Genomic DNA, 23,801 nt, shown 5'->3' with positions numbered 1-23,801 from the left:
TATTGTATCTTGTTCGATCCGTGTTTGAAAGAGCAAAATGTGGTAAAATGTTTACGAAGTTTTCATGAACGGATGTTGCAAAGGAGAAGTGAACGAAATGAGAACGAAATGGCATTTTACGAAAACAGAATGGGCGGATGATACGCTTCGTTTATTATCAGAGGAGGAGGTTGAAGTGACGCACCTTCAGCCGGTCAATCAAGTGATTACGGACTCCGATGCGGCTGCATTTGTATACCTGGCGGAAGCGGAGCCAGGGTACGTTTATCTTTATATTCACGAGAACACATGGGTGGATGTGAAGAAAGCGCTCGACGAAAACCACCCGATCGTGGCTGTGGGCACAGATGGTACGTTTATGCTCCAATCATTCCATGAGGAAATGAACGACTTGATCGTAAACATCGAAGGAAACAGCAACTACGGCGAAGAAATGGTCGAGAAAGTCGAACGTGTTTTTTTCGCTGAACAGCGCTGATGGGGGAAGCGATGGACAATTGGGATGAGTTTTTAGCGCCTTACAAACAGGCAGTAGAAGAACTGAAAGTGAAATTGCGCGGAATCCGCAAGCAGTTTGCGATTGAAGATGACCGGTCGCCGATCGAATTTGTCACTGGCAGAGTCAAGCCGGTGCCGAGCATCCTTGATAAAATGGAAACGAAAAAAATTCCGATGGACCGCATTCAGCTGGATATGCAGGACATCGCGGGACTGCGCATGATGTGTCAGTTCGTGGATGACATTAAAAATGTAGTCACCATTTTAAGAAAACGAAACGATTTTAAAATTATTGAAGAAAAAGACTACATTTCGCATAAAAAGCCGAGCGGATACCGGTCTTACCATGTTGTGATTGAATATCCGGTCCAAACCATTCATGGCGAAAAAAAGCTGCTGGCTGAAATTCAAATCCGGACGCTGGCGATGAATTTTTGGGCAACGATCGAGCATTCGCTCAACTACAAATACAACGGTGACTTTCCGGAACAAATTCAACTGCGCCTTCAGCGTGCGGCAGAAGCGGCGTTCCGGCTGGATGAGGAAATGTCCTTGATCCGTGAAGAAATTCAGGAAGCGCAGCTGTTTTTTACAAAGAAAAAAGAGTAACCATTAATCGGGCAGGGGTGAGGTTATTGAAGTTTGCGATTACATCAAAAGGGGATGCAAAATCAAATGCGCTCATGCATAAAATCCGCAACTATTTAACGGACTTTAAGCTGACATATGATGAAAATGAACCGGATATTGTCATTTCTGTTGGCGGAGACGGAACGCTTTTATATGCCTTTCACCGGTATAGCGGCCGTCTCGATAAAACGGCTTTTGTCGGCGTGCATACAGGACACCTTGGCTTTTATGCGGACTGGACACCGGATGAGATCGAGAAGCTCGTCATCGCCATCGCCCGGACGCCGTATCAGATTATTGAATACCCGCTGCTTGAAGCCATTATTCGCTATCAGGACGGCGGGAAAGAAACGCGTTATTTGGCGCTGAATGAATCAACAGTTAAAAGTGTGGACGGCACGCTTGTCATGGACGTGGAAATTCGCGGAGAGCAATTTGAGCGGTTCAGAGGGGACGGGCTTTGCGTTTCGACACCGTCTGGCAGTACCGCTTACAACAAAGCGCTTGGCGGAGCGATCCTGCATCCGTCCATCCGTGCGCTGCAGCTGGCGGAAATGGCGTCGATTAACAACCGGGTGTTTCGGACAGTCGGGTCACCGCTTATTTTGCCGGCGCACCATACGTGTATGCTGAAGCCGGTCAACCGCCTGGACTTTTTAGTGACGATTGACCATTTAACGATTTTGCATAAAGACGTGAAATCGATTCAATACCGGGTGGCATCGGAGAAAATCCGCTTTGCCCGCTTCCGGCCATTCCCATTTTGGAAAAGGGTGCATGATTCCTTTGTCAGCAGCTGAAAAAAAGCCATTTGAACTGCAATGGACCGTAAACGAAGCGGTGCTGCTCCGGGCGTTTTTGCAGGAGCAGTCCATTTCCAAACGGGCATTAACGGATATTAAATTTACGGGCGGCCGGATTGAAGTGAATGGGCAGGAAGAAAACGTCCGGTATCAGCTGTTAAAAGGAGACAAGGTCCGGGTAGTGTTTCCGCCGGAGGTCCCTTCAGAGGGAATCAAGGCGGAGCCGGTTCCTTTAGCTGTCCTGTATGAAGACGATGCCTTCATTGCTGTCGCCAAGCCGCCGGGGATGAATACAATCCCGTCGCGTGAGCATCCGACAGGCTCGCTCGCATCCGGCTTGCTATGGCTGTATGAAGAACGATGCCTTCAGGCAACGGCACATATCGTCACCAGACTGGACCGGGATACATCCGGCATCGTCCTGGCCGCTAAAAACCGCTACGTACATCATCTTCTGTCAGACATGCAAAAAAAGAAGCTTGTTTCCAGGCGGTATGAAGCACTGGCGGAAGGCGTTCTGATCGATTCCACCGGTGTGATAGAAGCCCCGATTGGCAGAAGTGATACGAGCATCATTGAACGGACGGTGCGCGCAGACGGCCAGTTTGCGAGGACTGCGTATGAGGTGATCCAGCAGCATGAAACGTTCGCTCATGTGACCGTCAAGCCTGAAACGGGGAGAACGCATCAAATTCGGGTTCACTTCGCTCATATCGGTCATCCGCTGGCGGGAGATGATTTATACGGAGGAGGATGCGCCCAGATTGCACGCCAGTCGCTCCACTGCGGTTCGCTTCAATTCCCGCATCCGCTGACCGGACAGCAGGTCAGCGTTACGATGCCGCTTCCGGATGATATGCAGCAGCTGCTGAAAGAGGAGAAAATGAAACAAACAGAAAAACCTGAATGAGGAGCCTCTGGAAAAGAGGACCACATTCAGGTTTTTTCGTAGTTTAAGCGCTGGTAAGTGTGCGCTAACGCCGGTATGTTGGCGCTAGCGCTGATAAAATGTCTGCATCGCCGATATCGAAGCGCTAACGCCGATATATGAATATATCAGCGTTAGGAGCAAAATATCAGCGCTAATTCCAATATATCAGCGTTAGAAGCAATATATCGGCACTTATTTCGATATACCGGCGTTAGGCATTTAACTCCCAGCAGAGGTTAATCAAAGGTCCGGAACTTTTCGGGAACGAGCGGCTGCTTGGATTCGACCGATACCGTTTCCTGCTCGGGCCACCGGAGTCCTGTCAGCTGTCCGCCAAACACGCACCCGGTGTCGATGTTGATGGTCTGTCCGATTCGGCGCGGCTCCTTCACTGGGGTATGCCCGTAAACGACAAACGGCTCACCGGCGTATTTTTTCGCCCAGTCGCGGCGCACAGGCGACCCGTCTTCATGCTTTTCACCTGTAATATCCCCGTACAGCACGAACGTTTTTACCCGGGCATCCATTCTTCCGATGTAGTCGGCCCGGATGCCGGCATGGGCAATGACCAAACGGCGATCATCAAGAACCTGGTAAAGAGGCGACTGATCATATATGGATAAAAAGCGTTTCCGAAGAATCCGGTATTCATCGGCCGGCATCGAATCAAGCTCGGCAACCGTCGTTTCAAGACCGTGTGTTTCCTGAACATTGTTTCCGAGAAAATACCGGTACAGCTTGTTGCAATGATTGCCAGGCACATATTTTGCGTCCTGTTCTTCAACCAGCCGGCACACAGCATCCAGTACACGTACAGAATCCGGGCCTCGGTCTGTCAGGTCACCGACAAATGCCAGTGACCGCTGCTCAGGATGAATGGGAATGCCTTCTTCCCAACGGTACCCGAGCGCCCGCGTCAGCTCTTGAAACTCATCGTAACAGCCGTGTACATCTCCGATAATATCCAGCTTCATTCAATCGCTCCTTTAATTGGTTGTGTCTACTGCCATTAGTATAAGCCGTTTACCGGGAATTTAAAAGCGGGACAAAAGCCGTCAGGATATCCGTTGATTTTTTTCGTATTCGTGATAATATTAACACTAGGTACTAATAACTTGTATAAATGGGGGAACGGATATATGTCATTTTCACTTGAAGGAAAAACGTTTGTTGTAATGGGTGTCGCCAATAAGCGCAGCATCGCCTGGGGAATTGCCCGTTCATTGGATGCAGCCGGCGCAAAGCTTGTGTTTACGTATGCAGGTGAGCGTCTGGAGAAAAACGTCCGGGACCTTGCAGCAACACTTGAGAACCAAAATGATCCGTTCATTTTATCATGCGACGTGACAGATGACGCCGCGATTGAAGAATGCTTTCATGCGATCAAAGAAAAACACGGCGCGATCCACGGCCTCGCTCATTGTATTGCTTTCGCGAACAAAGAAGACCTGGATGGCGATTTTGTTGATACATCCCGTGACGGTTTTATGCTTGCTCATAACATTAGCGCATACTCGTTAACCGCTGTGGCGAAATATGCGAAGCCGCTTATGACAGAAGGCGGAAGCATTGTCACACTAACGTATTTAGGCGGCGAGCGCGTCATTACGAATTATAACGTGATGGGTGTGGCAAAAGCGTCTCTTGATGCAAGTGTCCGCTACCTTGCTGCGGATCTTGGCAAGGACAACATTCGCGTGAATTCGATCTCAGCCGGCCCGATCCGGACACTGGCGGCAAAAGGCATCAGCGATTTTAACAGCATTTTAACGAAAATTGAAGAGCAGGCACCGCTTCACCGGACAACGACACCGGAAGAAGTAGGCGATGCAGCCGTTTTCCTTTTCAGCAATATGTCGCGCGGGATTACTGGTGAAAACATTCACGTTGATTCCGGCTACCACGTACTTGGCTAAAAAAAATTTTTGAGGCACCGTCCATATTGGGCGGTGTTTTTGCATATACTGGCTGAAAAGCGGAGGTGTGTGCTATGAAAAAACCGTCGGGTCCCCTTCTTTATATCGGACAGCCGCAGTTAAAGCCGGTGATTCCCGTGATGCAGGAGGTGTCAAAAGCAGACGAACCGCTCATTGTCGAAGCAGTCCCTAAAGCAGAGGCCAGAAAAGAAGAGCCAAAAGACGAGTCAGGGCGTCTTAAGCCGTTTCGTGAGATGGATACAGCGGAAAAAGTGCTGTATTTAGCCAAGCGGCGTATCCCTGTTCCGTGCCGCTTTGAATGGACGACGGGCTCTGCGCGTGGCATCATTGAAAGGTATGACGAAAACCACGTGTGGGTGATCGATGATGAAACGAAAGCAGCCGTCGAAGTGCCGCTTAATGACATCCTGCATATCCGCATCGCCGGAACATAAAAAAAACGCCTCTCATGAAGAGGCGAAGCAAGTTAGCGGCAAACGTCAAGATCGACGTCTTTAATGCACTGCACAGCAATGAACTCGTTTAAGTCTACTGTAATGCAGCTGCGTGTTTTCGCAAAGTACTCTACTTTGCAGACGTGCTTTAAGCTGATCCCTTCATCTGTAGCAAGGTTGACAGGCTCGCGCTCATCATCAAGCGGCACGAGTACACGCAAACGTGCACAGCAGCTGTCGAATACATCTTCTACACGGAAAAAGATGGAGACGCAGCCTGAGTCGCAGTCATCTACTTCATCCGGGTTAAAGAAAGCAAAAAACGGCTTTCCTTTTTTCGTTGTCAGTGTGAAAACACGTGTGTCGGCATTGCGGCGGCGCGGTCCATCCAAGTCACCCAGCGGCTCAGCAAAGCAGTCTTTGCAGTCACGGCAGTCGTCATCCTGTCTTGCGTCCTGAATATCGCGAATCGCGCGAACAACTTCACAAACGCAGCTTTCAGAACCACTTTCTACATCGTTATGATGCTTGTGGCATCCCATTATGCACTCCTCCTTTAATATCGGTACACTAATACAATATGAATTCCGTTCAAAACGGCATGGACAATTGCCGCAGTGAACGGAATTTTTTTTATGGTTTCGCACATACTGAATGAAAACGGAGGTGCTGATCATGAAAAAATCAGCAGGATGGCTGGTGGTCCTGATGCTGGCTGGATGCGGACCGGAGCATGATGGAACGGCGATGATTGAAACAGCGGACCCGGATGCCGTCCAGCTCGATGGACACCACGACCATTTGGCCGCTGACATTAAGAAGGAAGCCGATTCATTTGAAGAAATTTACGATACTGCGGTTGTGAAAGGAACGGAGCAGCTGCTCGTCGCCTACAAGGTGCGCCACCTGGACCGGTTTCAGATGAAGGATATTGAAAAAAAGCTCGATGATCACATTGAAAAAATGGCCGAAAAAGAAGAATCTGAAGTCATCGTATCAAGTGATTATAAAATCTTTCTTGAAGCCGTTCGGTTAAAGGAGGATATTGAGGCGGGTCATTTAACAGAAAAAGAAGCAGACAGCCGGCTGGCGGAAATTATTAAATTGAAAAAAGAAATGGCATAAAGGAAAGGGGCAGTCACATGCTTGCGATGTTTTTTTGGGCCTTTGTGATTGGCGGGCTGATTTGTGTAGTGGGCCAGCTGATGATGGATCTCGGCCATTTAACACCGGGCCACACCCTGTCGATTTTAGTTTCAATCGGTGCCGTGGCCGCCGGGTTTGATTTATATGAACCACTCATTGACTTTGCCGGCGCGGGTGCCACCATTCCCATTACAAGCTTCGGAAACGCACTTGTCGCGGGTGCCATGCAGGAAGCGGAAAAGCATGGCGTCGTCGGCGTGCTAACCGGAATGTTCGAGGTGACAAGCTCTGGTATTTCGGCGGCGATCGTCTTCGGTTTTATCGGCGCACTTTTTTTTAAGCCGAAGGGGTGAACTGGCCCATCCCTTTTTTCCGTCCTCTCATATGATATGAAGAGAACAGCGAAAGGGGGATGCGTCATGGGTATGTATGGATGCGGAGGCGGCGGCTACGGCGGCACAAGCACATTTGTATTGATCGTTGTCTTGTTCATTTTGCTCATCATCGTCGGTGCAAGCTTTTATTGAGTTGAATTGAGGGGGAGCGCTGAATGAACGACAAGATCTTTGGCAGCATTGAGAAAAAAACCGGCGTGCGCATGACAGACGTATTCGCGCTCGTCGACTCACTCCAGTACGCAGACTTTAAAGATGAACAAACCATTCGAGCGGTCGTCGCGCAGACAGCTGGTCTTGCCGGAAAAAAAGTGCCAAAGCAAGTAGAGGACGAAATTGTCCGGACGATTTTAAAAGACGGCAAAAAGCTCGACATGAACGCGATCACTAAAATGATCAAATAAGCCTACGGATTGAGCAGCGGAGACGCTGCTCTTTTTTCCTATTCGCCTAGGTGAAAGGGCTGCTTTTTCATTTAAATCGTTTACAAAAGAACAAAAGCGGGGAAATGGTTAATACAGATGACTACGAACAATATAAAAAGAAAGGAGCAGACAACCATGGGCTACGTTCTTCCGATTCCGCAATATCAATACAATGATTACAGAGAACGGGTGTTAAATGAAGCAAGCATCGGCTATTCTTACATCGATCCCGCATCAAAAGTAACGTTTGATAAAGTGCTTCGCGACCGTTCAGAGCCGCAGATGACGCTCGAGGAAAGAAGAAAAAAACGCCAGAGTGAGCACGAGGCATTTCGTGTCCACACCGCTAAAATCAGCGGCAAAGGCTTTGAAATCGATAAATTAGCTTAAATTAAAAAAAGGCACGCTTTCCGGTTGCGGAAAGCGTGCCTTTTCACATTAAAACGGCTTCGTCATCGTTTTGTGCAGAATGCCGGCGTCTAAAAATTCACCGGAAACCACTTCATACCCGTGTTTTTCATAAAAGGAAATGGCGTGAAGCTGGGCATCGAGCTTCAGCGTTGTCAGTCCGTCAACGGTCGCGGCATGCTGCTCAATCGCCTCCATGATCAAATGGCCGGCTCCTTTTCCGCGCGCTTCTTTCAACACACAAATGCGTTCCACTTTCCCGAATTCACCGACGGTTCGGAAACGTCCGGCCCCACACGGCTTGTTTTCGTCATCATACAAAACGAAATGAACCGCTTCATCCTCCAGTTCGTCAATTTCAAGAGCAGGCGGAACATTCTGCTCTCCGACAAAAACGGTTGTGCGCACGCTGTACGCATCTTCTCTCTGATGTAAGTCTGTTGTTTTCACGACGTTCAAAATATTATGCATCCTTTCCAAGTAAAAATGTTTCATAAACAGTCCATGAGCCGTTATCAAGCTGATACAGCAGGTGGAACCGGTCCGCTTTTTCCGTTAAATCGATGGATTCCATTTGCAGCGAGCCGTATACGTCTGAATGCTCATCGTTGGACAGCTGCTGGCCGATCGTAATGTGCGGAACAAACGCGTACGGCTCCTTTCCCGGAAAGTCCTCCGTATGCATCTCCTTGTATAACGAATCGAGTGTGCTGTTCGGGTCCACCTTAAAGTAAATAACGTTGTTGACCGGCTCGAATGATTTTACCTTGCTGACATGATACGTAAAGGGCTGATGAAGAGCCGCAATCCGGCGGAGTTTCTCAGCGAGCTGCTGAATGTCCTGATCCTCTGCGTCAAACGGACTTTTTAATGTAATATGCGGTGTAATTAGCGCATAGTGAGGATCATAGCGCTTGCGGTAACCGTTTACTTTATCCTGCAAAGGTTTTGATGGGAAAATCACAACACCGTATTTCATGTTCGCTCACTCTCCTTAAAATAACATCTCCACTATCAGTATACCAAACGTCGGCAAAAATGCGGCATGTGAGCCGGGGCTCATTCAAACATTTTTAGCAAAGCCGGCTTCATATCTTTTTGCCAGTACGTCCACGTATGGCCGCCGTTGAATTCATGGTAGACGTAGTCTGTTGTTTTCTTTTCCAGCAACGCAGAAAGCGCCCGGTTCGGTGTGAAAAAATCCGCCCGTTCTCCATTTGTCATGAGGACATCCGTTTCCTCGGTGCCAATGACGTGATAAAGCGAAGGCAGAGACGCCGCCTGCTCAGCTGCCGCCATCACCGTGCTATCCACAAAAGGGGAGTGCATCAAAACGCGCCCGAACAAATCAGGATGAGCAAGCGATGCCATAAAGGACACCGTTCCCGCCAGTGAGTCACCGGCAAGCGCCCGTCCGAAGCGGTCGCCGTGTCCTGGAAAATGTTTATCCAGGTAAGGGACAAGCTCATGAGCTAAAAAGCGAATATACGCTTGCTGCTTTTCACCGTCCGGATGATACTTGTCCCGGCGGTCGTGCTTATCATTATACGGAATTCCGACGATAATGAGCGGTTCAATTTCTTCCTCCGCCAGCAGCTCATCTGCAACCCGTGGAAGCCGCCCCATTTGGAAATAATCCTTGCCGTCCTGACAGATAAGAAAGGTATACGTAACCATCGGGGAAAAATCCGCCGGAACGTACACAAGAAAGGATATCTCCTCGTTTAATTCAGTCGAATCAATAGAATGATCCTGAATGGTTCCGCGTTTCATCAAAAAACCTCCTCACATCTCCTCCTTACTATAAGGGAATGGGTGTTCTTTTTCAAGCGGGAAAGGGAGAGGGTGTGATATGATGGAACAAAATGATGGAAGCAGAGAAGGTGACTTTGTGGTGAAAATCGGAACGCTTCGGCGCGCGCCGGAAATTGTGGCGGTGTTCGCGAAGCATGGATTTGCTGGATACATAAAGGATTTAGGCCTCGCAGAAAAGATTCCATTCACACGACGGGGCGTAAAAGAACAAAATGTCAAAGGCGAGCAGCTGCGCCGTGCGCTCGAGGAGCTCGGTCCGACCTTTATGAAGCTCGGGCAGTTTTTATCAACGAGAACCGATCTCCTGCCGCCTTCCTGGACCGAGCCGCTGGCGAAGCTTCAGAACAGCGCGCCGGCGATGCCGTTTGAAGCGATCAAGCAAATTGTTGAAATAGAAGCCGGGCAGCCGCTCGACGACTGGCTCGTTTATATGGAAGAAATGCCGCTCGGTGCGGCGTCGATCGGCCAGGTGCACAGGGCTGCTTTAAAGGACGGAACGGAAGTCGCGATTAAAATCCGCCGTCCCGGCATTGAACCGGTGATCCGCAACGACGTATCCATTCTGCGGCAGCTGGCCAGCATCGCTGAACGAAATTCCGAGCTGGCGCGCCAGGTCAGCTTAAAAGCCATCATTGATGACTTTGCGGCGGCACTCGGACGGGAAATGAATTACCGGATGGAAGCGATGGAAGCAGAAGGTGTTCGGGATTTGATGAAGGAGCCTCGGATTTACGTGCCGCGTATTTACCCTGAATGGACAACAGAACGGATGCTGGTCATGGAGTTTGTGAGCGGCCGGTCGCTGCGCGGTGATGTGATCAATGAGCTTCACGCAGAGGAACGGCAGGATCTCGCCCGCGCCCTGTCAGAAACCGTCCTGCGTCAAGTGTTTATCGACGGCATCTTTCATGCCGATCCACACCCGGGCAACCTGCTTCTCTTAAACGACGGACGGCTCGGGCTGATTGACTTTGGCAATACAGGCCGCCTGTCTGAAGACATGAGGCATTTGCTGTCGGACTGCTTGTTTGCGCTCGCTGACCGCGATGCCGCCTCTCTGTCAATTCTCGTGCTTGAAATGGGCGCAAGAAAGCCGGTGGACAGGCGCATTCTTCAGCGTGACATTAGCCGGTGGATGGCAGGATACCTCGACATTGAGCTTGCAGACGTCCAGATGGGTGCGATGCTGCAGGAGCTGTTCAGCGTCGCCGGCAGCCACCACATTACCATCCCGAAAGACTTCGTGCAGGTCGGACAGGCGTTTTTAAAAGTCGAGCAAACCGTCATCGCGCTTGACCCTGGCTCAAGTCTTTCCGGCATGGTGCGGGACATGGCGCATGAAGTGCTGATGGGCCGCATTCACCCGAAGGAAATGATGCGCGAATCCCGCTCGTTTTTCCGCTTGTTTAAAATGGCCGCCACCAAGCTGCCGGGTATTTTAAATGAAACGCTGAATGAGTGGGAAGGCGGCCAGCCAAAGCTGAAAATGCATCTGACCGCCGATGACAACATGATGAGGCGGATCGAACGAATGGCGTCACTGATCGTCCTGAGCGTGATTATGCTCGCCTTCAGCATCATTATGGCCGGCATTTTTGTGTCCATGGGCAACCAGTCGCCGATCTCCGGCTCCAACACATACATTATCGCGCTGATCACCGCGGTCGTAATGACGATTCTGTTTATGACAGTTTTGTACTTAATGTGGCGGAAAATTAAATAATAAGCAGGCCCTTGTCCGTTGCGGCAATGGGCCTGTTTTGCAAAGATGGGGAGTGAAGGGAGTGGACCGCATTCATATTATAGGGGCATCAGGTTCCGGGACAACGACATGAGGCAGCGCTGTACGAAAGGGCCGGTCTGGAAACAAGAAGCAGAACACAGCAGGAGCAATGGCTGAAACAGGTCTCCTGCCCGGTTCTGCGGATCGACGAAAACTGTACGGTGGAAGAAGAGATTACCATTGTTCTCGATTGGCTTCAGCGGCATGCGTAAACAAAAGAATCCACTCCTCAAATTCGTGCATAAAACGCTCCGCCCGCTTTAACGTCGATGGATCGGTCAGCGCACCCGTGTCAGCTGCTATTTTTTGCTCAACGCCGTTCACAAGCATTTTCGGATTCGGCAGCACATATGCATCAAGATGCACAAGCAGCCCTTTCAGCTGCACCTGGGCCTGAGCCGTTCCAAGCGTGCCGGTTGTCGCACCGGCTACCGCAAACGGCTTTTTCGCCAGGAGGCCGCGTGAACGGGAAGCCCAGTCGATCGCATTTTTCACCGCAGCCGGTACGGAGCCGTTGTATTCAGGCGACACAATTAACACGCCATCCGCCTGCTTGATTTGTTCCTTTAACCGCTGGACCGGAGCCGGATCACCCGCGGCTTCCATGTCTTCGTTGAAAAATGGCACATCGTGAAGCCGGATTTCATCAAACTGCATGTGCGCCGGTGCTTTTTCGATCAGGGCCTCCAACAGCTTTCGGTTATAAGAGCCCGTTCTTAAGCTGCCGCACAGAACGGCAATGCGAAGTTCAGTCGTCATGTATTGTTCCTCCATTCACCAGGTTTATATTTTCAGCGTACGGAGTGAGTGAGGATATTGTCAATTTTTTGAGTGGAAAAGCGGATAATAAGATTTTGGTAAGAAAGTTGTTGACAGAAGGGCGCCAATTGCATAAAATATAAATTGTCAGTAAAACGAGTTTTCGAAAAAGTGGCGCTGAAAAAATTCCATAACGATCCGTTAGCTCAGTGGGAGAGCACTTGCTTGACAGGCAAGGGGTCACTGGTTCAAGTCCAGTACGGGTCATCGGGTGTTAAAACCCTTGAGAGAGCGTCAGGAACACGGTTTCTCTATAAAAAGATCACTTCTTCGGAGGTGGTCTTTTTTTCGTTTCTCATCAATGAAAAACAGGTTTGGTGCCATATTGGTGTCAAAGCGATCTATTTTGATTTTGTGAACAGCACATCAATTTGATTTGCGGCCTCTTCCTGCACGTTAGGAAGTACGTGCGAGTAGATGTCCAAGGTCGTTTTGATGTTACTATGACCTAGCCTTTCAGAAATTACTTTCGCATTTACACCCTGCGATAAAAGCATAGTAGCATGAGTATGACGTAGATCGTGAAAGCGGATCTTCGGAACACCCGATACCTAAATGAGTCGGCTGTAGGACTTCTTCAAGTTCTCTGGATTAACAGGAGTACCCGAGTCAGTACAAATGACTAAATCGAAATCCTAGTATGAAGGGCCGGTCTTTAGCTTCTCTTTTGAAACTGCCGCTTTGTGCCTTCTTAGGACCGCCACCGTCTCATTGGACTTACCCCTGAAGCGGTCTTAGCGCCCGTGAGAAACTGTTTACCGTCCTTAAGGGTCTGTCGTACATACAGGATCCCCTTTTCTAAGTCAACATCCTTCCACCGAAGCCCTAAGATCTGCCCGCGCCTCATCCCAGTTGTAACCGCTAAATAAAAAGCAGAATACCAGCAGTGGAGGGAGGCGGCTTTCAAGAAAGCTTGGACATCATCAAACTCCCACACTGCAATTTCCGCCTTTTTTGGTTTTGATAGTTGTATCTTCTTCATGGGATTGCTTGAAAGCAGCTCCATATCAACTGCATAATCTAATGAAAACTTGATGAAGAAGTAATAGCATTCCGATGTAGAGTATATAACTTCATTGAAAAAGCTATTTTAATTATTCACACTAACGTGTCTGCAAATAATAAAGTTGTGTAAAACATAATAGAATCCTTTAAAAAACAAAATAGCTGTTAAAAAAGCAGTATGAAATTGGGTCTTTATACCACTTTTTGCTTTTTTATTTGTATAATAAAAATATGAATAGCAGGCTCATCTATATAAAGGAAAAAGAGCTATTTATAAAAAAGTTATTGAAAAAGCTATGGATAAACAGTAGTGATAAGGGAGCTTAATTTTAATGTATATCTCAAATATCAATATAAATAATTATAAAAACTTTCGTAACAACTCTATAGATTTTAATAATGGTATAAACGTTATTATAGGACACAATAATGCTGGTAAATCAAATTTGTTACGAGCATTAGCCTTAATTTTTAATTCCAATAGTAAAAAGCATTTATCAATTGATGATTTTAATAAAAACATACCAATTGAAGAATTAAAAGAGCATCCTCCTAGTATTAAAATAACCGCTACTTTAAAGCAAGATGGTTGTGAAAAATTAATGAGCGACGACTTAGTGACTGTGAGTAACTGGCTAAGTAAGTTAGAAGAACCTTATGAAGCTAAACTGCAATATACATTTTACTTACCAACTAAGTTTCATGAACTTTATAAGAGCGCAATAGATAAAGCGAAAGATATATTTGAGGTATGGCAAACTATTCAAGATGAATTTCTAAGGCTGTATTCATATAAAATTTGGGGTGGAGATCCTACTAATCAAATAACTGCTGATAGTGAATCGTTAAATAAATTTGATTTTCAATTTTTAGATGCAATAAGGGATGTCGAACGAGATATGTTTAGCGGAAAAAACACACTATTAAAGAATGTTTTAGATTTCTTTATGGACTATAACATAAAATCTGATGGCTCTTTAGCAAAAGAAGAAAAAGAAGCTACTATTAAGGAAAAGAAGAAAGAATTCGGAGATCTTGCCGGAAATTTAATTGCACTATTGAACCAGAGGATGACAGAAGGTAAGAAACACATTTTATCATATGCAAATGATATAGGTGCTTCATTTGATAAATCTACTCCTAACTTTGACGGTAGCATAACAGACATTGAACTCTATTCTGCTTTAAAACTAATAGTTGAATACGAAACAGGTATTAAAATGCCTATTATCAATAATGGGCTTGGCTACAATAATTTAATATTTATGTCGCTCTTACTTTCAAAAATGCAGGTTGATGGAAATGAAGAATATTTAGGTAGTAATGCTAAGGTCTATCCAATGTTAATTATTGAAGAGCCTGAAGCGCATTTGCATCCTACAATGCAAAGACAATTACTAAATTTTCTTAAAAGGAATCTAAGTGACAAAAAAGTTAGACAAATTTTTGTTACTACTCATTCTACTCATATAACAGGTGCAGTGAATTTGGATGAATTAATTTGTATATATAAAAACGGCAATGAGACATTAATTGGTTACCCAGGAAAATCTTTTGGTGAAAATGAAGAAAGCAAAAAATATATTCAAAGATTTTTAGATGCAACTAAATCAAATATGCTATTTGCTGAAAAAATCATCCTAGTAGAAGGGCTAGCAGAACAGCTATTAATGTCTTTATTCGCTGAATATTTAAATATTTCTTTGGAAGATCGTCATATTGCGGTAATCAACGTTGGTGGTAAATATTTCGATCATTTTTTAAACCTATTTAATTCTTCTAACCCATACTCGATTAAAAGAAAAGTAGCATGCATAACAGATAGAGATCCTGAAAGAAAAGAACTACTTACTAAAGGTAAAGACTCAAGTAATAAAAAGTCATTTAAAAAGTGTTATCCATTTGAAATGAATATCAGTGAAATTGAGTATACTTACAAGAAAAGTGAATCTCCAAATAGTTATTCTGAAAACATTCAATTCTTTTTACAAGATGAGATATATGGGAAAACTTTAGAATACGATTTGATTCGTTTTAACCCTAACTTTAAGGGGTTAGTTACAGATTCTACAGCTAATAGAGATGAAATTTTTAAACTAATGGATCAATATAGCAATGATGAATCATTGGACACAATGCTTAAAACTTTAAAGAAGTCGGAAGAAAACGGCCGAATTGAACAAGCATTAAGAGACGAACGTTCAACATGGAAAGATCAGGATAAAAAGAAAGCATTAGTTGCTGCTCGATATTTAAATTCAGTAGGAAAAGGAGTTAACGCATTAGAGTTAGCTTATGAATTAGAGAAAAACTTATTTAAAAAAAGAATTGCTGATGAAAAAGAAAGTACTGGATTTCAAGAATTTATCGTCCCTGATTATATTAAAGCTGCAATAGACTGGATGTGTGCAGAATGATTGCTATTTCTTCCGAAGATATAATAGATATTGAGCAACATTTTAAAGTTACTGCGGGTCCGGGTGCCGGAAAAACTCATTGGCTAATAAATCATATTAAAAATGTATTGAAAAATTCTGAGCGGTTAGAGAAAACGCGTAAAATTGCATGTATAACATACACTAATGTGGCTGTAGAAACTATTTTGCATAGATTAGGGTCTCAGTCCGTTAATCAAATAGAAGTTTCGACTATTCATAGCTTTTTATACAGCCATGTTGTTAAGCCATATATTACTCATATAGCAGAAGTATTTAACATTGAATTTCAAAAAATAAAAGGTCATGATAACATCGAACCTAAATATAAAAAAGTTGAATTGTGGTTAGAAAAACATTCTAAGAGTGAAGAACTAAAGCATCCTTATACGATAAAACAATTGCTAAAGCTACCCAAAAACAAAGATGCGTTATTCAATTGGTTATCTAGTCTTAAATATAGTTTTAATAACGACCTGAAATTATATTTGAAATGTGAAGAAACTCACGCCAGACAGTTGCGTAAGATAGTTGGAACGCTGGAAACAGACTTACTTAGTTATAAAAAGTTATATTGGCAAGATGGTAAAATTGATCATGACGATGTACTGTATTTCAGTTATGAGTTGATTACAAGATATCCCTTTATTTTAAAGGTTTTACGTGCTAAATTTCCTTATTTTTTTATAGATGAATTTCAAGATACTAATCCTATTCAAGCTAAGATAGTATCTTTATTAGCAGAAGAAGAAACTATTGTAGGAGTAATCGGAGATCCTGCACAATCAATATACTCGTTTCAGGGTGCTAGTATAGATGATTATCTTAAATTTAAAATTGATAATTTAAGTGAATATACTATTACTGAAAATAGACGAAGTTCTAATCAAATTATTGATTTATTAAATGAAATTAGAGTGGATATTGCTCAAACTAGACATAGAAATGTAGATCATGACATACCTATCTTATTTATAGGAAATGGTGTAGACGCATATAAGAAAATTCAAGAGATATACGGCGATGATATGTTTATTCAAACCTTAGCTAGAGATAACCCAACGTCAAATGCAATGAAATTCGAGATAGACAATAGTAGTTTAAATACTAAACTGCTTGTTGAATTAGCTTCAAAAGACAATCCACAACGATACAATGTTATAAAAAGTTCAATGGAAGCTCTAGAGTTCGCTAAGCATAGTGATTACAAAAATGCTATAAAAATAATGAGTAATAATTTTATTGGTTATTCTGAAAAAGAGCAATTTAATAAATCTATATCAATTTTACAAAGATTAATGAAAAAACAAGAGGCATTTTTTGATGAGCCTTTAATTTTATTCTATCAATTAGTTAGAGAAGATATAGAGATGTCCGGTTTTAGAAAAGGAGCTACCCAAGACTTTTATAATAAGTATTCTTATAAAGAGTTAGCAGTATGTATAAATTATAAAGAAGATATTAGTCAGCATAGAACTGTTCATAAATCAAAAGGCGATGAATTTCAAAATGTCTTATTGATAACCGATACGATAGAGTTTCTTACTCACCCAGCCTTAGCTGGAAACGAAGAACACCGAATTTATTATGTAGGTATAAGTAGAGCTGTGGATAGACTATTTATAGTGACTCCTAAATTATCAAGAGCGAATCGAGGAATAATAGAGTCTAAATTTAACTTTCAAATAATAGGTTTAGAAAAGAACCTCGATTAATTTAATGGTGTGCCAAATTAGAATGTTAAACTGAAATTTATAGTCACTTTCGAAAAGTTATTAGTAGCAAAGGCTTACTATCTAAAAGTGACATTGTGACATTCTTTTTTGCAAACTTTTTGATGAATTTTTTCCGGTAATGGTTTTGCAAAATATTGCCCGCCAGCATATCGTTATTTTTGAATATTCTTTTGTGAAATTAAATGAAGGCATATTGCTTCAAAAGCGTTGGTGCTGCGAGTTTCTTCTATTAAGAATTGATCCGACAACTAGGGACGCAGTGACGAGCAAAGGGCGTATGGAATACAAGAAGTGTAATTCTATACATATCAAACAAACTCGATCTCAGGGAAAAGTAATCTTCAAAATACGAAATTGGTTAAGGTCGAGGAATAATGCCTCGGCTTTTTTGTATTCACTGTAGATAAGAAACAAAGTAATTAATGATATATAGCGTTTTCAAAAAAATATTTGAAAATTCTGTATAATATTAACGCTAATAGATTAAGAGAAGACAGAGGGAGAGGTTTTAAAATGCTATTTTCAGAATTGTATCAAATCAAACGAGGCACGGAAGAGGATTGGTTCGATCCCATTTTAGATATCGATACTAAATTATTTATTGATCCGTTTTTATTGTTTAAGTATTCCAATGGGCACTTTGCAAACTGCCACGATAAAATAATTAAATTCTTTAATGAAGCATTTATGTTAGCTGCAAAAGGCAAAGGAGTAACTACAAATTTATCTTACAAAAAACTTTTAGGAATGCTAACTTTTCCTGAAGTAGATGAAATATGTTTAGGTTATACGAACAAAAGTACAAAAGGAGCTGGTTCTGGTATTGGTTTTTCAAAAAATATAGGAGAAGCGATAGCAAAATCAATACAAGCAGGATTAAAAGAATTAGACCATTTTGAAGAAATTGGAATATTAGAAGAAGGTATTGGTGCCGACAGGATAAGTGATATATGCGGCAATATTATAAAAGATGAAATTATTAAGTATACCAAGGAAATTTGTGAACGTCATAATGTACCATTGGAGGAATTTAAAGTTAAGCATGCGGCCTTTAATTTTCAAAATTTAAGATGGGAAGATAATAAAGTGTTTCTCCCCAAAAACCCTTTTAATGATAATCCAGTTCTTCTGTTGCCTTTAAAAATTTTAAGGGATTTACCCACTATAAATGCCAATGGGTTCTTAGATTGGGCTTGGACAAATGAAAATGAACTATTAAGAACTGATTTTAATTATGAGGTTAAAAATCAGTTGAAAAAAGAAGATATCATTAGAATTGCTACTGAACGAACTGACCTTCTGGAAGAATACATAAAATTTATTAAAAATAAAGGTTCATACCCATATAACCTCCTTAAAGATCCAAATGGGATTTATAAATGGTATGAGCAGTCAAAAACATATACAAAACAACATCCTATTAACCTTCCGGTGGCAAGGAACACTAAAGAATTAGCTGGATTTGTCAAAGTCTTAATTGAGGGATTTAGGACATTTATTATTAACAATTCTGGTTATAAACTTCTTTGGAATGACAATCCAAAGAAACCAAAAAAAGAAGAGGCATCTCAATTGTTATTTCATGGCTTAATGAAGGAACATTGTAAAGCGAACAATGTAGATTTTTCTAGGGAAGTTAATTCAGGAAGAGGACCGGTGGATTTTAAATTTTCAAATGGTTACACAGAAAGGGTATTAATTGAAGTTAAGAGAGCAAGTAGCACAAAACTTGAGCAAGGATTAACTCAGCAGCTCCCGCAATACCTGACTACAGAGGGAATTGATATTGGTTATTATGTTGTTATTGTTCAAAAAGATGAAGAATTTAAAAAAGTGAGTATATTAAAGGGTGTTGCAAAGAAGTTAAGTGAAGAATTAAATAAATACATTGACGTATTTGTAATAGATGCTACTGATGATAAACCGTCAGCTTCGAATTTAAAAGGAAAATAAGCAAGGCTGAGATAAAAAACTTAATTATTTGTGATAGAAGAAGCTTGCCATACCAACGTTTAGAGGGGTTTTGTAGAACTATTTATTGGTGCCGAAATGGTGCCCTACGATTTATCAGGTACTAGCTAATCATAATCGAGATTAATAGATCGTCTTCTTTCGCTTTGACAGAGTAGAGGTCACTAGTTAGAAATTTAATTTATCTTCTCACATGCCCATTTGATAAAACCCGCCCACACATGGTATAAGTGTAAAGGAAGCAGCATACAAACTGCTTGTTAATTTTGGGACAAGGCGTTGGTTTTGGGTCCCATCATGAGAGGATTGGAATGCAAGATGACTGATAATTTTTGGCGTGAACTGCCACGTCCTTTTTTTATACTGGCACCGATGGAGGATGTGACGGATGTTGTGTTTCGTCATGTGGTGAGTGAAGCGGCGCGGCCGGATGTGTTTTTTACGGAGTTTGCGAATTCGGAGAGCTATTGTCACCCTGAGGGGAATCGCAGTGTACGCGGGCGCTTGACGTTTACGGAGGATGAGCAGCCGATGGTTGCGCACATTTGGGGGGATAAGCCTGAATTCTTCCGTCAAATGAGCATTGGCATGGCGGAGATGGGCTACCGGGGAATCGATTTGAATATGGGCTGCCCTGTGCCGAATGTGGCGCAGAATGGAAAAGGGAGCGGCCTGATTCTTCGTCCGGAGGTGGCCGCTGAGCTGATTCAAGCAGCAAAAGCGGGCGGACTGCCTGTCAGCGTGAAAACACGGCTTGGCTATACGGAAGTGGATGAATGGCGTGAGTGGCTCACTCATATTTTGAAGCAGGACATTGCGAACTTGTCGATTCATTTGCGGACGAGAAAGGAAATGAGCAAGGTGGATGCGCACTGGGAGCTGATTCCGGAAATTAAAAAGCTTCGTGATGAAGTGGCGCCGGACACGCTCTTGACAATCAATGGAGATATTCTGGACAGGCAAATGGGCTTGAAGCTTGTCGAGCAGTACGGAATTGATGGAGTGATGATTGGGCGCGGCATTTTCTATAACCCGTTTGCGTTTGAAAAAGAGCCGAGAGAGCATAGCAGCACAGAACTCCTTGATCTGTTAAAGCTGCACCTCGATCTTCACGATCATTACTCGGCTTTAGAGCTGCGTTCCTACAAGGCGCTGCACCGTTTCTTTAAAATATACGTGCGTGGATTCCGGGGCGCGAGTGGATTGAGAAATGACTTGATGAATACTTCAACCACCGATGAAGCACGTGCTCTGCTTGATGAGTTTTTATCGAAGGAGCTTGAGGGAATAGAAGTGCAGTAAGGCATACGATTACTAAATGAAAAGGCCGTCATGAACACGGGAGCAAACCGAATTCATGACGGCCTTTTTTGCGTTGTTAATAAAAAATCTTTGCCTGCAGAACGTCGAGTGCCCGGCTAATTTCTTCTTTTTCAGCTTCCGTTGCGTGCTGGATTCGATGCAGAAACTGGGCTTCAACGAGTGAAAACGTCTCATCCATCGTCTCTTGGCCTTTTTTGGACAAGCAAATGTGCTGTTTTCTCCGGTCCTGCTCGTTTTCTTTTTTTTCGATGAGCTTTTTGTCCGCAAGCTTTTTGATTTCTCTGCTTGCATTCGACATGGTCATATGGTAGCAGTCGCTAATGTCGCTGAGCGTAACGGGCTGGCTGACGGCGATGTATTCAAGAATGGTGTATTGAACCGGGGTAAGCTGATCCGGCTTTGCATCCTTTGTCCAATCATGCTTAACGCGGTGTACGTCAGCTGTAAATGCGACGAATTGATAAAATAAACGACGGTTGTCCAACGGTTCTCACCTCACATTTCTACGATAACAAAGTAGTTATCATTAAACAATTATCAATTGACAACTAAATTGAAAAACGATATTATTTTGTTATCAAATGATAATAAAAGAGGTGGCTGATTGAATATATTGGTGGTGTATACGTATCCGCACCAGGACAGCTTAAATGGCGCGTTTTTGAAGAAGGTCACAGCGGGATGTGCCGAAAATGCGCATGTGCAAAAGGTTCAAGTGCTAGATCTTTATGGAGAAAATTTCGATCCGGTCTTAACGTTCAATCAAACGAAACGAAGACGGGACATGCATGTCGATCCGGCACTTGAACGGTACAGACAGCAGATTCTCTGGGCGGATAAGCTTGTGTTTGTTTATCCGATTTGGTGGGGGCGGCCGCCGGCGATGCTGCTCGGCTATATTGACCAGCTGTTTGCCTCGAATTTTGCGTACAAGGATCAAAAGGGGCTCCTTCCGGAAGGGCTGCTCAAGGGAAAATCAGCGGTTTGCATTTCAACGATGAAGGGACCGGCGACGTATCCGCTGTTTTGGCTGAACAATGCGCACCAGGTACTGATGAAAAGAGCGTTGTTGAACTTTGTGGGCATTAAGAAGGTGAAATTTTTCGAGTTTGGCAGCATGGAAAGCGCTAAAGGAAAACAGACACAAAAGCTGGACCGGGTATTCCGGTATTTTCAATCGATCCAATCCTAAATTAAAAAAGAAAAACCATTTTCAGGTTTTTCTTTATGCAATCGGCAGTTCGACACGAAACGCGGTTCCTTCTCCCGGTATGCTTACTACGTTCACTTGTCCACCATGCAGATCTACGATATCCGCCACAATGGAAAGACCAAGGCCGGTGCCGTCGATGGAACGCGTCCGTGCTGTATCGATCCGGTAAAAGCGCTCGAAAATGCGGTCCAGTTCGCTTTTTTGCATGCCGATGCCGGTATCTGAAAAGGTCATGATGGCTTTTGATCCCGCTCGTTTCAAGGAAATGTCGATGCTGCCGTTTGGCCGGTTGTATTTGATCGCATTGGTCAGCAGGTTGTCCCAGACGGTATTCAGCAGGGAAGGGTCTCCATTTATCGTCAGATCCGGCAGGGAATAGCTGAGCGAGATCCCTTTATCCTGTGTCGACCACTGGGCGTTGCGGATGAGCTCTTTGACTTGTGTGCTGATGTTGACAGGCTGTTTTTGAAGCAGGTCCTCGTTTCGATCGAGCGAAGCCAGCAGGAGAAGCTGCTTTGTTAAAGTGGACAGCCTGTTGATTTCCCCGTTGATGATCGAAATGTACTGATTTTTTTCCTCTTCATTGAGCTGTTCTTTTTCCAAAAGGCCTGTATATCCTTTCATATTCGACAGCGGCGACTGGATGTCATGCGAAATGTTGGAGATAAATTCTTTCCGTGTGTCATCAAGCTGCTGAAGCTTCTTGGCCATATGCACAAAGCTTTTCGCCAGCTGTCCAAGCTCATCTTTTCGTGCTGTTGGAAGATCGAGATGAAACTGGCCATTGGCGAGTGAGTGAGTGGCCTTTGTTAGCGTGGCAATCGGCTTGATTAAGTAGTTTGTGCCAATCAGGACGAAAACGATGCTTAGCACTATCGACAGGACAAGCAGCCAGGCAAACAAGTAATGCATTTCGTTAAACAAAAGAGCAATGTCTGGCCGGATAAACAGCGCATAATCCGTGTTGTTGTACGTCAGCGGGACCCCGATCGAGTTCCGCAATTCATTTGCAAAAAAACCTGTCACAAACGTGTCAGTTGGAAAGTGGCGGATTCCATGATAAATGTGCCCGTCCAAAACGTGCTTCTTTGCCGAATCGGACAGAGACAGATCCCGAAATGGCGCCCCGAAGGACTGCTCATGCCCGGTGGCGTCCATTAAATACAGCTGGTAGCCGGTTTCGGCTGTATGAGATAAATAGTCTTCAAGATCAATAGACGGATTGTCTTGCACAAACGCAGCGATGGATTCAGCAATACGAGTGTTTTTCTGGTCATTGAGCGGCTTTAAGTGCTGCTGGTAATACACATTGGACAGGAGAAAAGCGACGATGCTGCTGAGCACCATAATGCTGATGGTGATAACGGCGAACTTTCCGTACAGTGACTTCATGTGCTTGCGGCCTCCAGCGAATATCCAATGCCGCGGACCGTTTTAATGGAAAAGTCATTGGTCAAATCGGAGAACCGCTCACGAAGCCGTTTAATATGAACATCCACTGTCCGCTCATCTCCTTCGTAATCAACGCCCCATATGTGCTCAATTAATTGCTCTCTTGAAAAAACCTGCTTTGGGTGTGAGGCAAGAAAGTACAAAAGCTCAAACTCCTTAAGCGGGAGCAGGATGGTTTTATCTTGTATGTGAACCTCATAGTTTCGTTTGTCCACTATGATCTGTCCAATCTTTACAGCTTCTTCGGCGGGCGAATGCTGGTATCGCCGCAGCACAGCTTTGATCCGGTAAATGAGCTCTTTTGGTTCAAATGGTTTCGCTACGTAGTCATCTGTTCCGGCTAAAAAGCCTTTTTCCTTGTCCTCGAACTGGCTTTTGGCTGTGAGCAAAATGACCGGGAGACCGTGCTGCTTCCGTATTTCCGATGTCAGCTCGTATCCGTCCATAAAAGGCATCATCACATCGACAACCGCCAGATCACAGCGGGAATGGCGAAGGAGGTCGAGTGCTTCAATCCCGTTTTTCGCCTTAAGCACGGAAAACCCTTCTGATGATAATTGAATCGCCGTCAGTTCTAAAAGATGAATGTCATCATCGACAAGTAGAATGGTCGTCATAATAAGTGTCTCCTGTATGAGATGG

At 44.1% G+C, this 23,801-nt stretch carries 28 protein-coding genes and 1 tRNA gene; 18 read left to right on the top strand and 11 right to left on the bottom strand.

Going from position 1 to position 23,801, the window contains the following annotated elements; translation table 11 throughout:
• Positions 1-97 precede the first annotated feature (97 nt).
• From BW952_RS15340 to BW952_RS15325, 4 genes are read left to right on the top strand one after another with little or no spacing between them, the layout of a single operon-like run.
• Complete coding sequence (locus BW952_RS15340; protein WP_045850640.1) at positions 98-478, top strand: UPF0738 family protein; 381 nt, start codon at positions 98-100, stop codon at positions 476-478.
• Positions 479-489: 11 nt separating this feature from the next.
• On the top strand, positions 490-1,107 hold the full coding sequence (gene yjbM / locus BW952_RS15335) for a GTP diphosphokinase (RefSeq protein WP_045850641.1): 618 nt from the start codon (positions 490-492) through the stop codon (positions 1,105-1,107).
• A 26-nt stretch (positions 1,108-1,133) separates the two neighbouring features.
• The gene (locus tag BW952_RS15330) at positions 1,134-1,928 is read left to right on the top strand and encodes an NAD kinase (protein WP_045850642.1); all 795 of its coding nucleotides are present in this window, start codon (positions 1,134-1,136) and stop codon (positions 1,926-1,928) included.
• Positions 1,906-2,841 carry an RluA family pseudouridine synthase gene (locus BW952_RS15325; RefSeq protein ID WP_045850643.1) on the top strand — a complete coding sequence of 312 codons (936 nt, stop codon included), beginning with the start codon at positions 1,906-1,908 and terminating at the stop codon, positions 2,839-2,841. Before BW952_RS15330 ends, BW952_RS15325 begins: the two co-directional genes overlap by 23 nt.
• A gap of 257 nt (positions 2,842-3,098) precedes the next feature.
• On the opposite strand, the gene prpE is transcribed toward BW952_RS15325, so the two are convergent.
• Positions 3,099-3,836 (bottom strand): bis(5'-nucleosyl)-tetraphosphatase PrpE, encoded by a 738-nt coding sequence (gene prpE / locus BW952_RS15320; protein ID WP_045850644.1) that lies wholly within the window; start codon positions 3,834-3,836, stop codon positions 3,099-3,101.
• Between the two features lie 165 nt (positions 3,837-4,001).
• Here prpE and fabI point away from each other — a divergent pair, with 165 nt between their 5' ends.
• Together fabI and BW952_RS15310 are read left to right on the top strand one after the other, a co-directional pair.
• The gene (fabI, locus tag BW952_RS15315; RefSeq protein WP_045850645.1) at positions 4,002-4,778 is read left to right on the top strand and encodes an enoyl-ACP reductase FabI; all 777 of its coding nucleotides are present in this window, start codon (positions 4,002-4,004) and stop codon (positions 4,776-4,778) included.
• A gap of 74 nt (positions 4,779-4,852) precedes the next feature.
• Entirely contained in the window at positions 4,853-5,233 is a 381-nt protein-coding gene (locus BW952_RS15310) for a CotO family spore coat protein (RefSeq protein ID WP_045850646.1), read from the top strand.
• 32 nt (positions 5,234-5,265) lie between these two features.
• Here BW952_RS15310 and BW952_RS15305 read toward each other — a convergent pair whose 3' ends face one another.
• Positions 5,266-5,775 (bottom strand): CotY/CotZ family spore coat protein, encoded by a 510-nt coding sequence (locus BW952_RS15305; RefSeq protein WP_045850647.1) that lies wholly within the window; start codon positions 5,773-5,775, stop codon positions 5,266-5,268.
• Positions 5,776-5,908: 133 nt separating this feature from the next.
• On the opposite strand from BW952_RS15305, the gene BW952_RS15300 reads away from it, so the two are divergent.
• From BW952_RS15300 to BW952_RS15280, 5 genes are all read left to right on the top strand, one after another.
• The gene (locus tag BW952_RS15300) at positions 5,909-6,358 is read left to right on the top strand and encodes a YhcN/YlaJ family sporulation lipoprotein (protein WP_045850648.1); all 450 of its coding nucleotides are present in this window, start codon (positions 5,909-5,911) and stop codon (positions 6,356-6,358) included.
• A 17-nt stretch (positions 6,359-6,375) separates the two neighbouring features.
• Positions 6,376-6,732 carry a stage V sporulation protein AE gene (spoVAE, locus tag BW952_RS15295; protein ID WP_045850649.1) on the top strand — a complete coding sequence of 119 codons (357 nt, stop codon included), beginning with the start codon at positions 6,376-6,378 and terminating at the stop codon, positions 6,730-6,732.
• Between the two features lie 66 nt (positions 6,733-6,798).
• The gene (locus BW952_RS15290; RefSeq protein ID WP_045850650.1) at positions 6,799-6,906 is read left to right on the top strand and encodes a YjcZ family sporulation protein; all 108 of its coding nucleotides are present in this window, start codon (positions 6,799-6,801) and stop codon (positions 6,904-6,906) included.
• 23 nt (positions 6,907-6,929) lie between these two features.
• Positions 6,930-7,178 carry a stage VI sporulation protein F gene (locus BW952_RS15285; RefSeq protein WP_045850651.1) on the top strand — a complete coding sequence of 83 codons (249 nt, stop codon included), beginning with the start codon at positions 6,930-6,932 and terminating at the stop codon, positions 7,176-7,178.
• Between the two features lie 156 nt (positions 7,179-7,334).
• Positions 7,335-7,589, top strand: coding sequence for a hypothetical protein (locus BW952_RS15280; RefSeq protein ID WP_045850652.1), 255 nt, complete (start codon positions 7,335-7,337; stop codon positions 7,587-7,589).
• A gap of 48 nt (positions 7,590-7,637) precedes the next feature.
• On the opposite strand, the gene BW952_RS15275 is transcribed toward BW952_RS15280, so the two are convergent.
• From BW952_RS15275 to BW952_RS15265, 3 genes are all read right to left on the bottom strand, one after another.
• Positions 7,638-8,066 (bottom strand): GNAT family N-acetyltransferase, encoded by a 429-nt coding sequence (locus BW952_RS15275; RefSeq protein WP_197075792.1) that lies wholly within the window; start codon positions 8,064-8,066, stop codon positions 7,638-7,640.
• A gap of 4 nt (positions 8,067-8,070) precedes the next feature.
• Positions 8,071-8,586 (bottom strand): YjcG family protein, encoded by a 516-nt coding sequence (locus BW952_RS15270; RefSeq protein ID WP_045850654.1) that lies wholly within the window; start codon positions 8,584-8,586, stop codon positions 8,071-8,073.
• Positions 8,587-8,666: 80 nt separating this feature from the next.
• Positions 8,667-9,380: an alpha/beta hydrolase gene (locus BW952_RS15265; RefSeq protein WP_094031995.1), complete on the bottom strand. Its 714-nt coding sequence runs from the start codon at positions 9,378-9,380 to the stop codon at positions 8,667-8,669.
• Positions 9,381-9,459: 79 nt separating this feature from the next.
• Between BW952_RS15265 and BW952_RS15260 the strand changes: the two genes are divergently transcribed.
• Positions 9,460-11,145: an ABC1 kinase family protein gene (locus tag BW952_RS15260; protein WP_045850656.1), complete on the top strand. Its 1,686-nt coding sequence runs from the start codon at positions 9,460-9,462 to the stop codon at positions 11,143-11,145.
• Between the two features lie 234 nt (positions 11,146-11,379).
• Here the strand turns inward: BW952_RS15260 and BW952_RS15255 are convergent, their stop codons facing one another.
• A complete protein-coding gene (locus BW952_RS15255; RefSeq protein ID WP_045850657.1) occupies positions 11,380-11,964 on the bottom strand; it encodes an NADPH-dependent FMN reductase in 585 nt (194 codons plus the stop codon).
• Between the two features lie 195 nt (positions 11,965-12,159).
• Between BW952_RS15255 and BW952_RS15250 the strand changes: the two genes are divergently transcribed.
• Positions 12,160-12,231, top strand: a tRNA-Val gene (locus BW952_RS15250).
• Between the two features lie 134 nt (positions 12,232-12,365).
• On the opposite strand, the gene BW952_RS19735 is transcribed toward BW952_RS15250, so the two are convergent.
• Positions 12,366-12,521, bottom strand: a complete 156-nt coding sequence (locus BW952_RS19735; protein WP_231581369.1) for a site-specific integrase — start codon at positions 12,519-12,521, stop codon at positions 12,366-12,368.
• 194 nt (positions 12,522-12,715) lie between these two features.
• Positions 12,716-13,006, bottom strand: a complete 291-nt coding sequence (locus BW952_RS19890) for a tyrosine-type recombinase/integrase (protein WP_052698425.1) — start codon at positions 13,004-13,006, stop codon at positions 12,716-12,718.
• Between the two features lie 355 nt (positions 13,007-13,361).
• Between BW952_RS19890 and BW952_RS15235 the strand changes: the two genes are divergently transcribed.
• The 4 genes from BW952_RS15235 to BW952_RS15220 all read left to right on the top strand — a co-directional run bounded on the left by BW952_RS15235 (position 13,362) and on the right by BW952_RS15220 (position 20,473).
• Positions 13,362-15,446 (top strand): ATP-dependent nuclease, encoded by a 2,085-nt coding sequence (locus tag BW952_RS15235; RefSeq protein ID WP_045850658.1) that lies wholly within the window; start codon positions 13,362-13,364, stop codon positions 15,444-15,446.
• Positions 15,443-17,179: an ATP-dependent helicase gene (locus BW952_RS15230; protein ID WP_045850659.1), complete on the top strand. Its 1,737-nt coding sequence runs from the start codon at positions 15,443-15,445 to the stop codon at positions 17,177-17,179. Before BW952_RS15235 ends, BW952_RS15230 begins: the two co-directional genes overlap by 4 nt.
• A 534-nt stretch (positions 17,180-17,713) precedes the next feature.
• On the top strand, positions 17,714-19,153 hold the full coding sequence (locus BW952_RS15225; RefSeq protein ID WP_045850660.1) for a hypothetical protein: 1,440 nt from the start codon (positions 17,714-17,716) through the stop codon (positions 19,151-19,153).
• Positions 19,154-19,489: 336 nt separating this feature from the next.
• Complete coding sequence (locus BW952_RS15220) at positions 19,490-20,473, top strand: tRNA dihydrouridine synthase (protein ID WP_045850661.1); 984 nt, start codon at positions 19,490-19,492, stop codon at positions 20,471-20,473.
• Positions 20,474-20,549: 76 nt separating this feature from the next.
• Here the strand turns inward: BW952_RS15220 and BW952_RS15215 are convergent, their stop codons facing one another.
• Complete coding sequence (locus tag BW952_RS15215) at positions 20,550-20,978, bottom strand: MarR family winged helix-turn-helix transcriptional regulator (RefSeq protein WP_045850662.1); 429 nt, start codon at positions 20,976-20,978, stop codon at positions 20,550-20,552.
• 120 nt (positions 20,979-21,098) lie between these two features.
• Between BW952_RS15215 and BW952_RS15210 the strand changes: the two genes are divergently transcribed.
• Complete coding sequence (locus BW952_RS15210) at positions 21,099-21,686, top strand: NAD(P)H-dependent oxidoreductase (protein ID WP_045850663.1); 588 nt, start codon at positions 21,099-21,101, stop codon at positions 21,684-21,686.
• A 33-nt stretch (positions 21,687-21,719) separates the two neighbouring features.
• Here the strand turns inward: BW952_RS15210 and BW952_RS15205 are convergent, their stop codons facing one another.
• Together BW952_RS15205 and BW952_RS15200 are read right to left on the bottom strand one after the other, a co-directional pair.
• Entirely contained in the window at positions 21,720-23,099 is a 1,380-nt protein-coding gene (locus tag BW952_RS15205; protein ID WP_045850664.1) for a sensor histidine kinase, read from the bottom strand.
• Positions 23,096-23,776, bottom strand: coding sequence for a response regulator transcription factor (locus BW952_RS15200; RefSeq protein WP_045850665.1), 681 nt, complete (start codon positions 23,774-23,776; stop codon positions 23,096-23,098). The genes BW952_RS15205 and BW952_RS15200 overlap by 4 nt, the downstream gene beginning before the upstream one ends.
• Positions 23,777-23,801 lie beyond the last annotated feature (25 nt).

The organism is Domibacillus enclensis (assembly GCF_900156125.1).
Lineage (GTDB): Bacteria > Bacillota > Bacilli > Bacillales > Domibacillaceae > Domibacillus > Domibacillus enclensis.
This window is presented reverse-complemented; position numbering and strand designations above follow the sequence as displayed.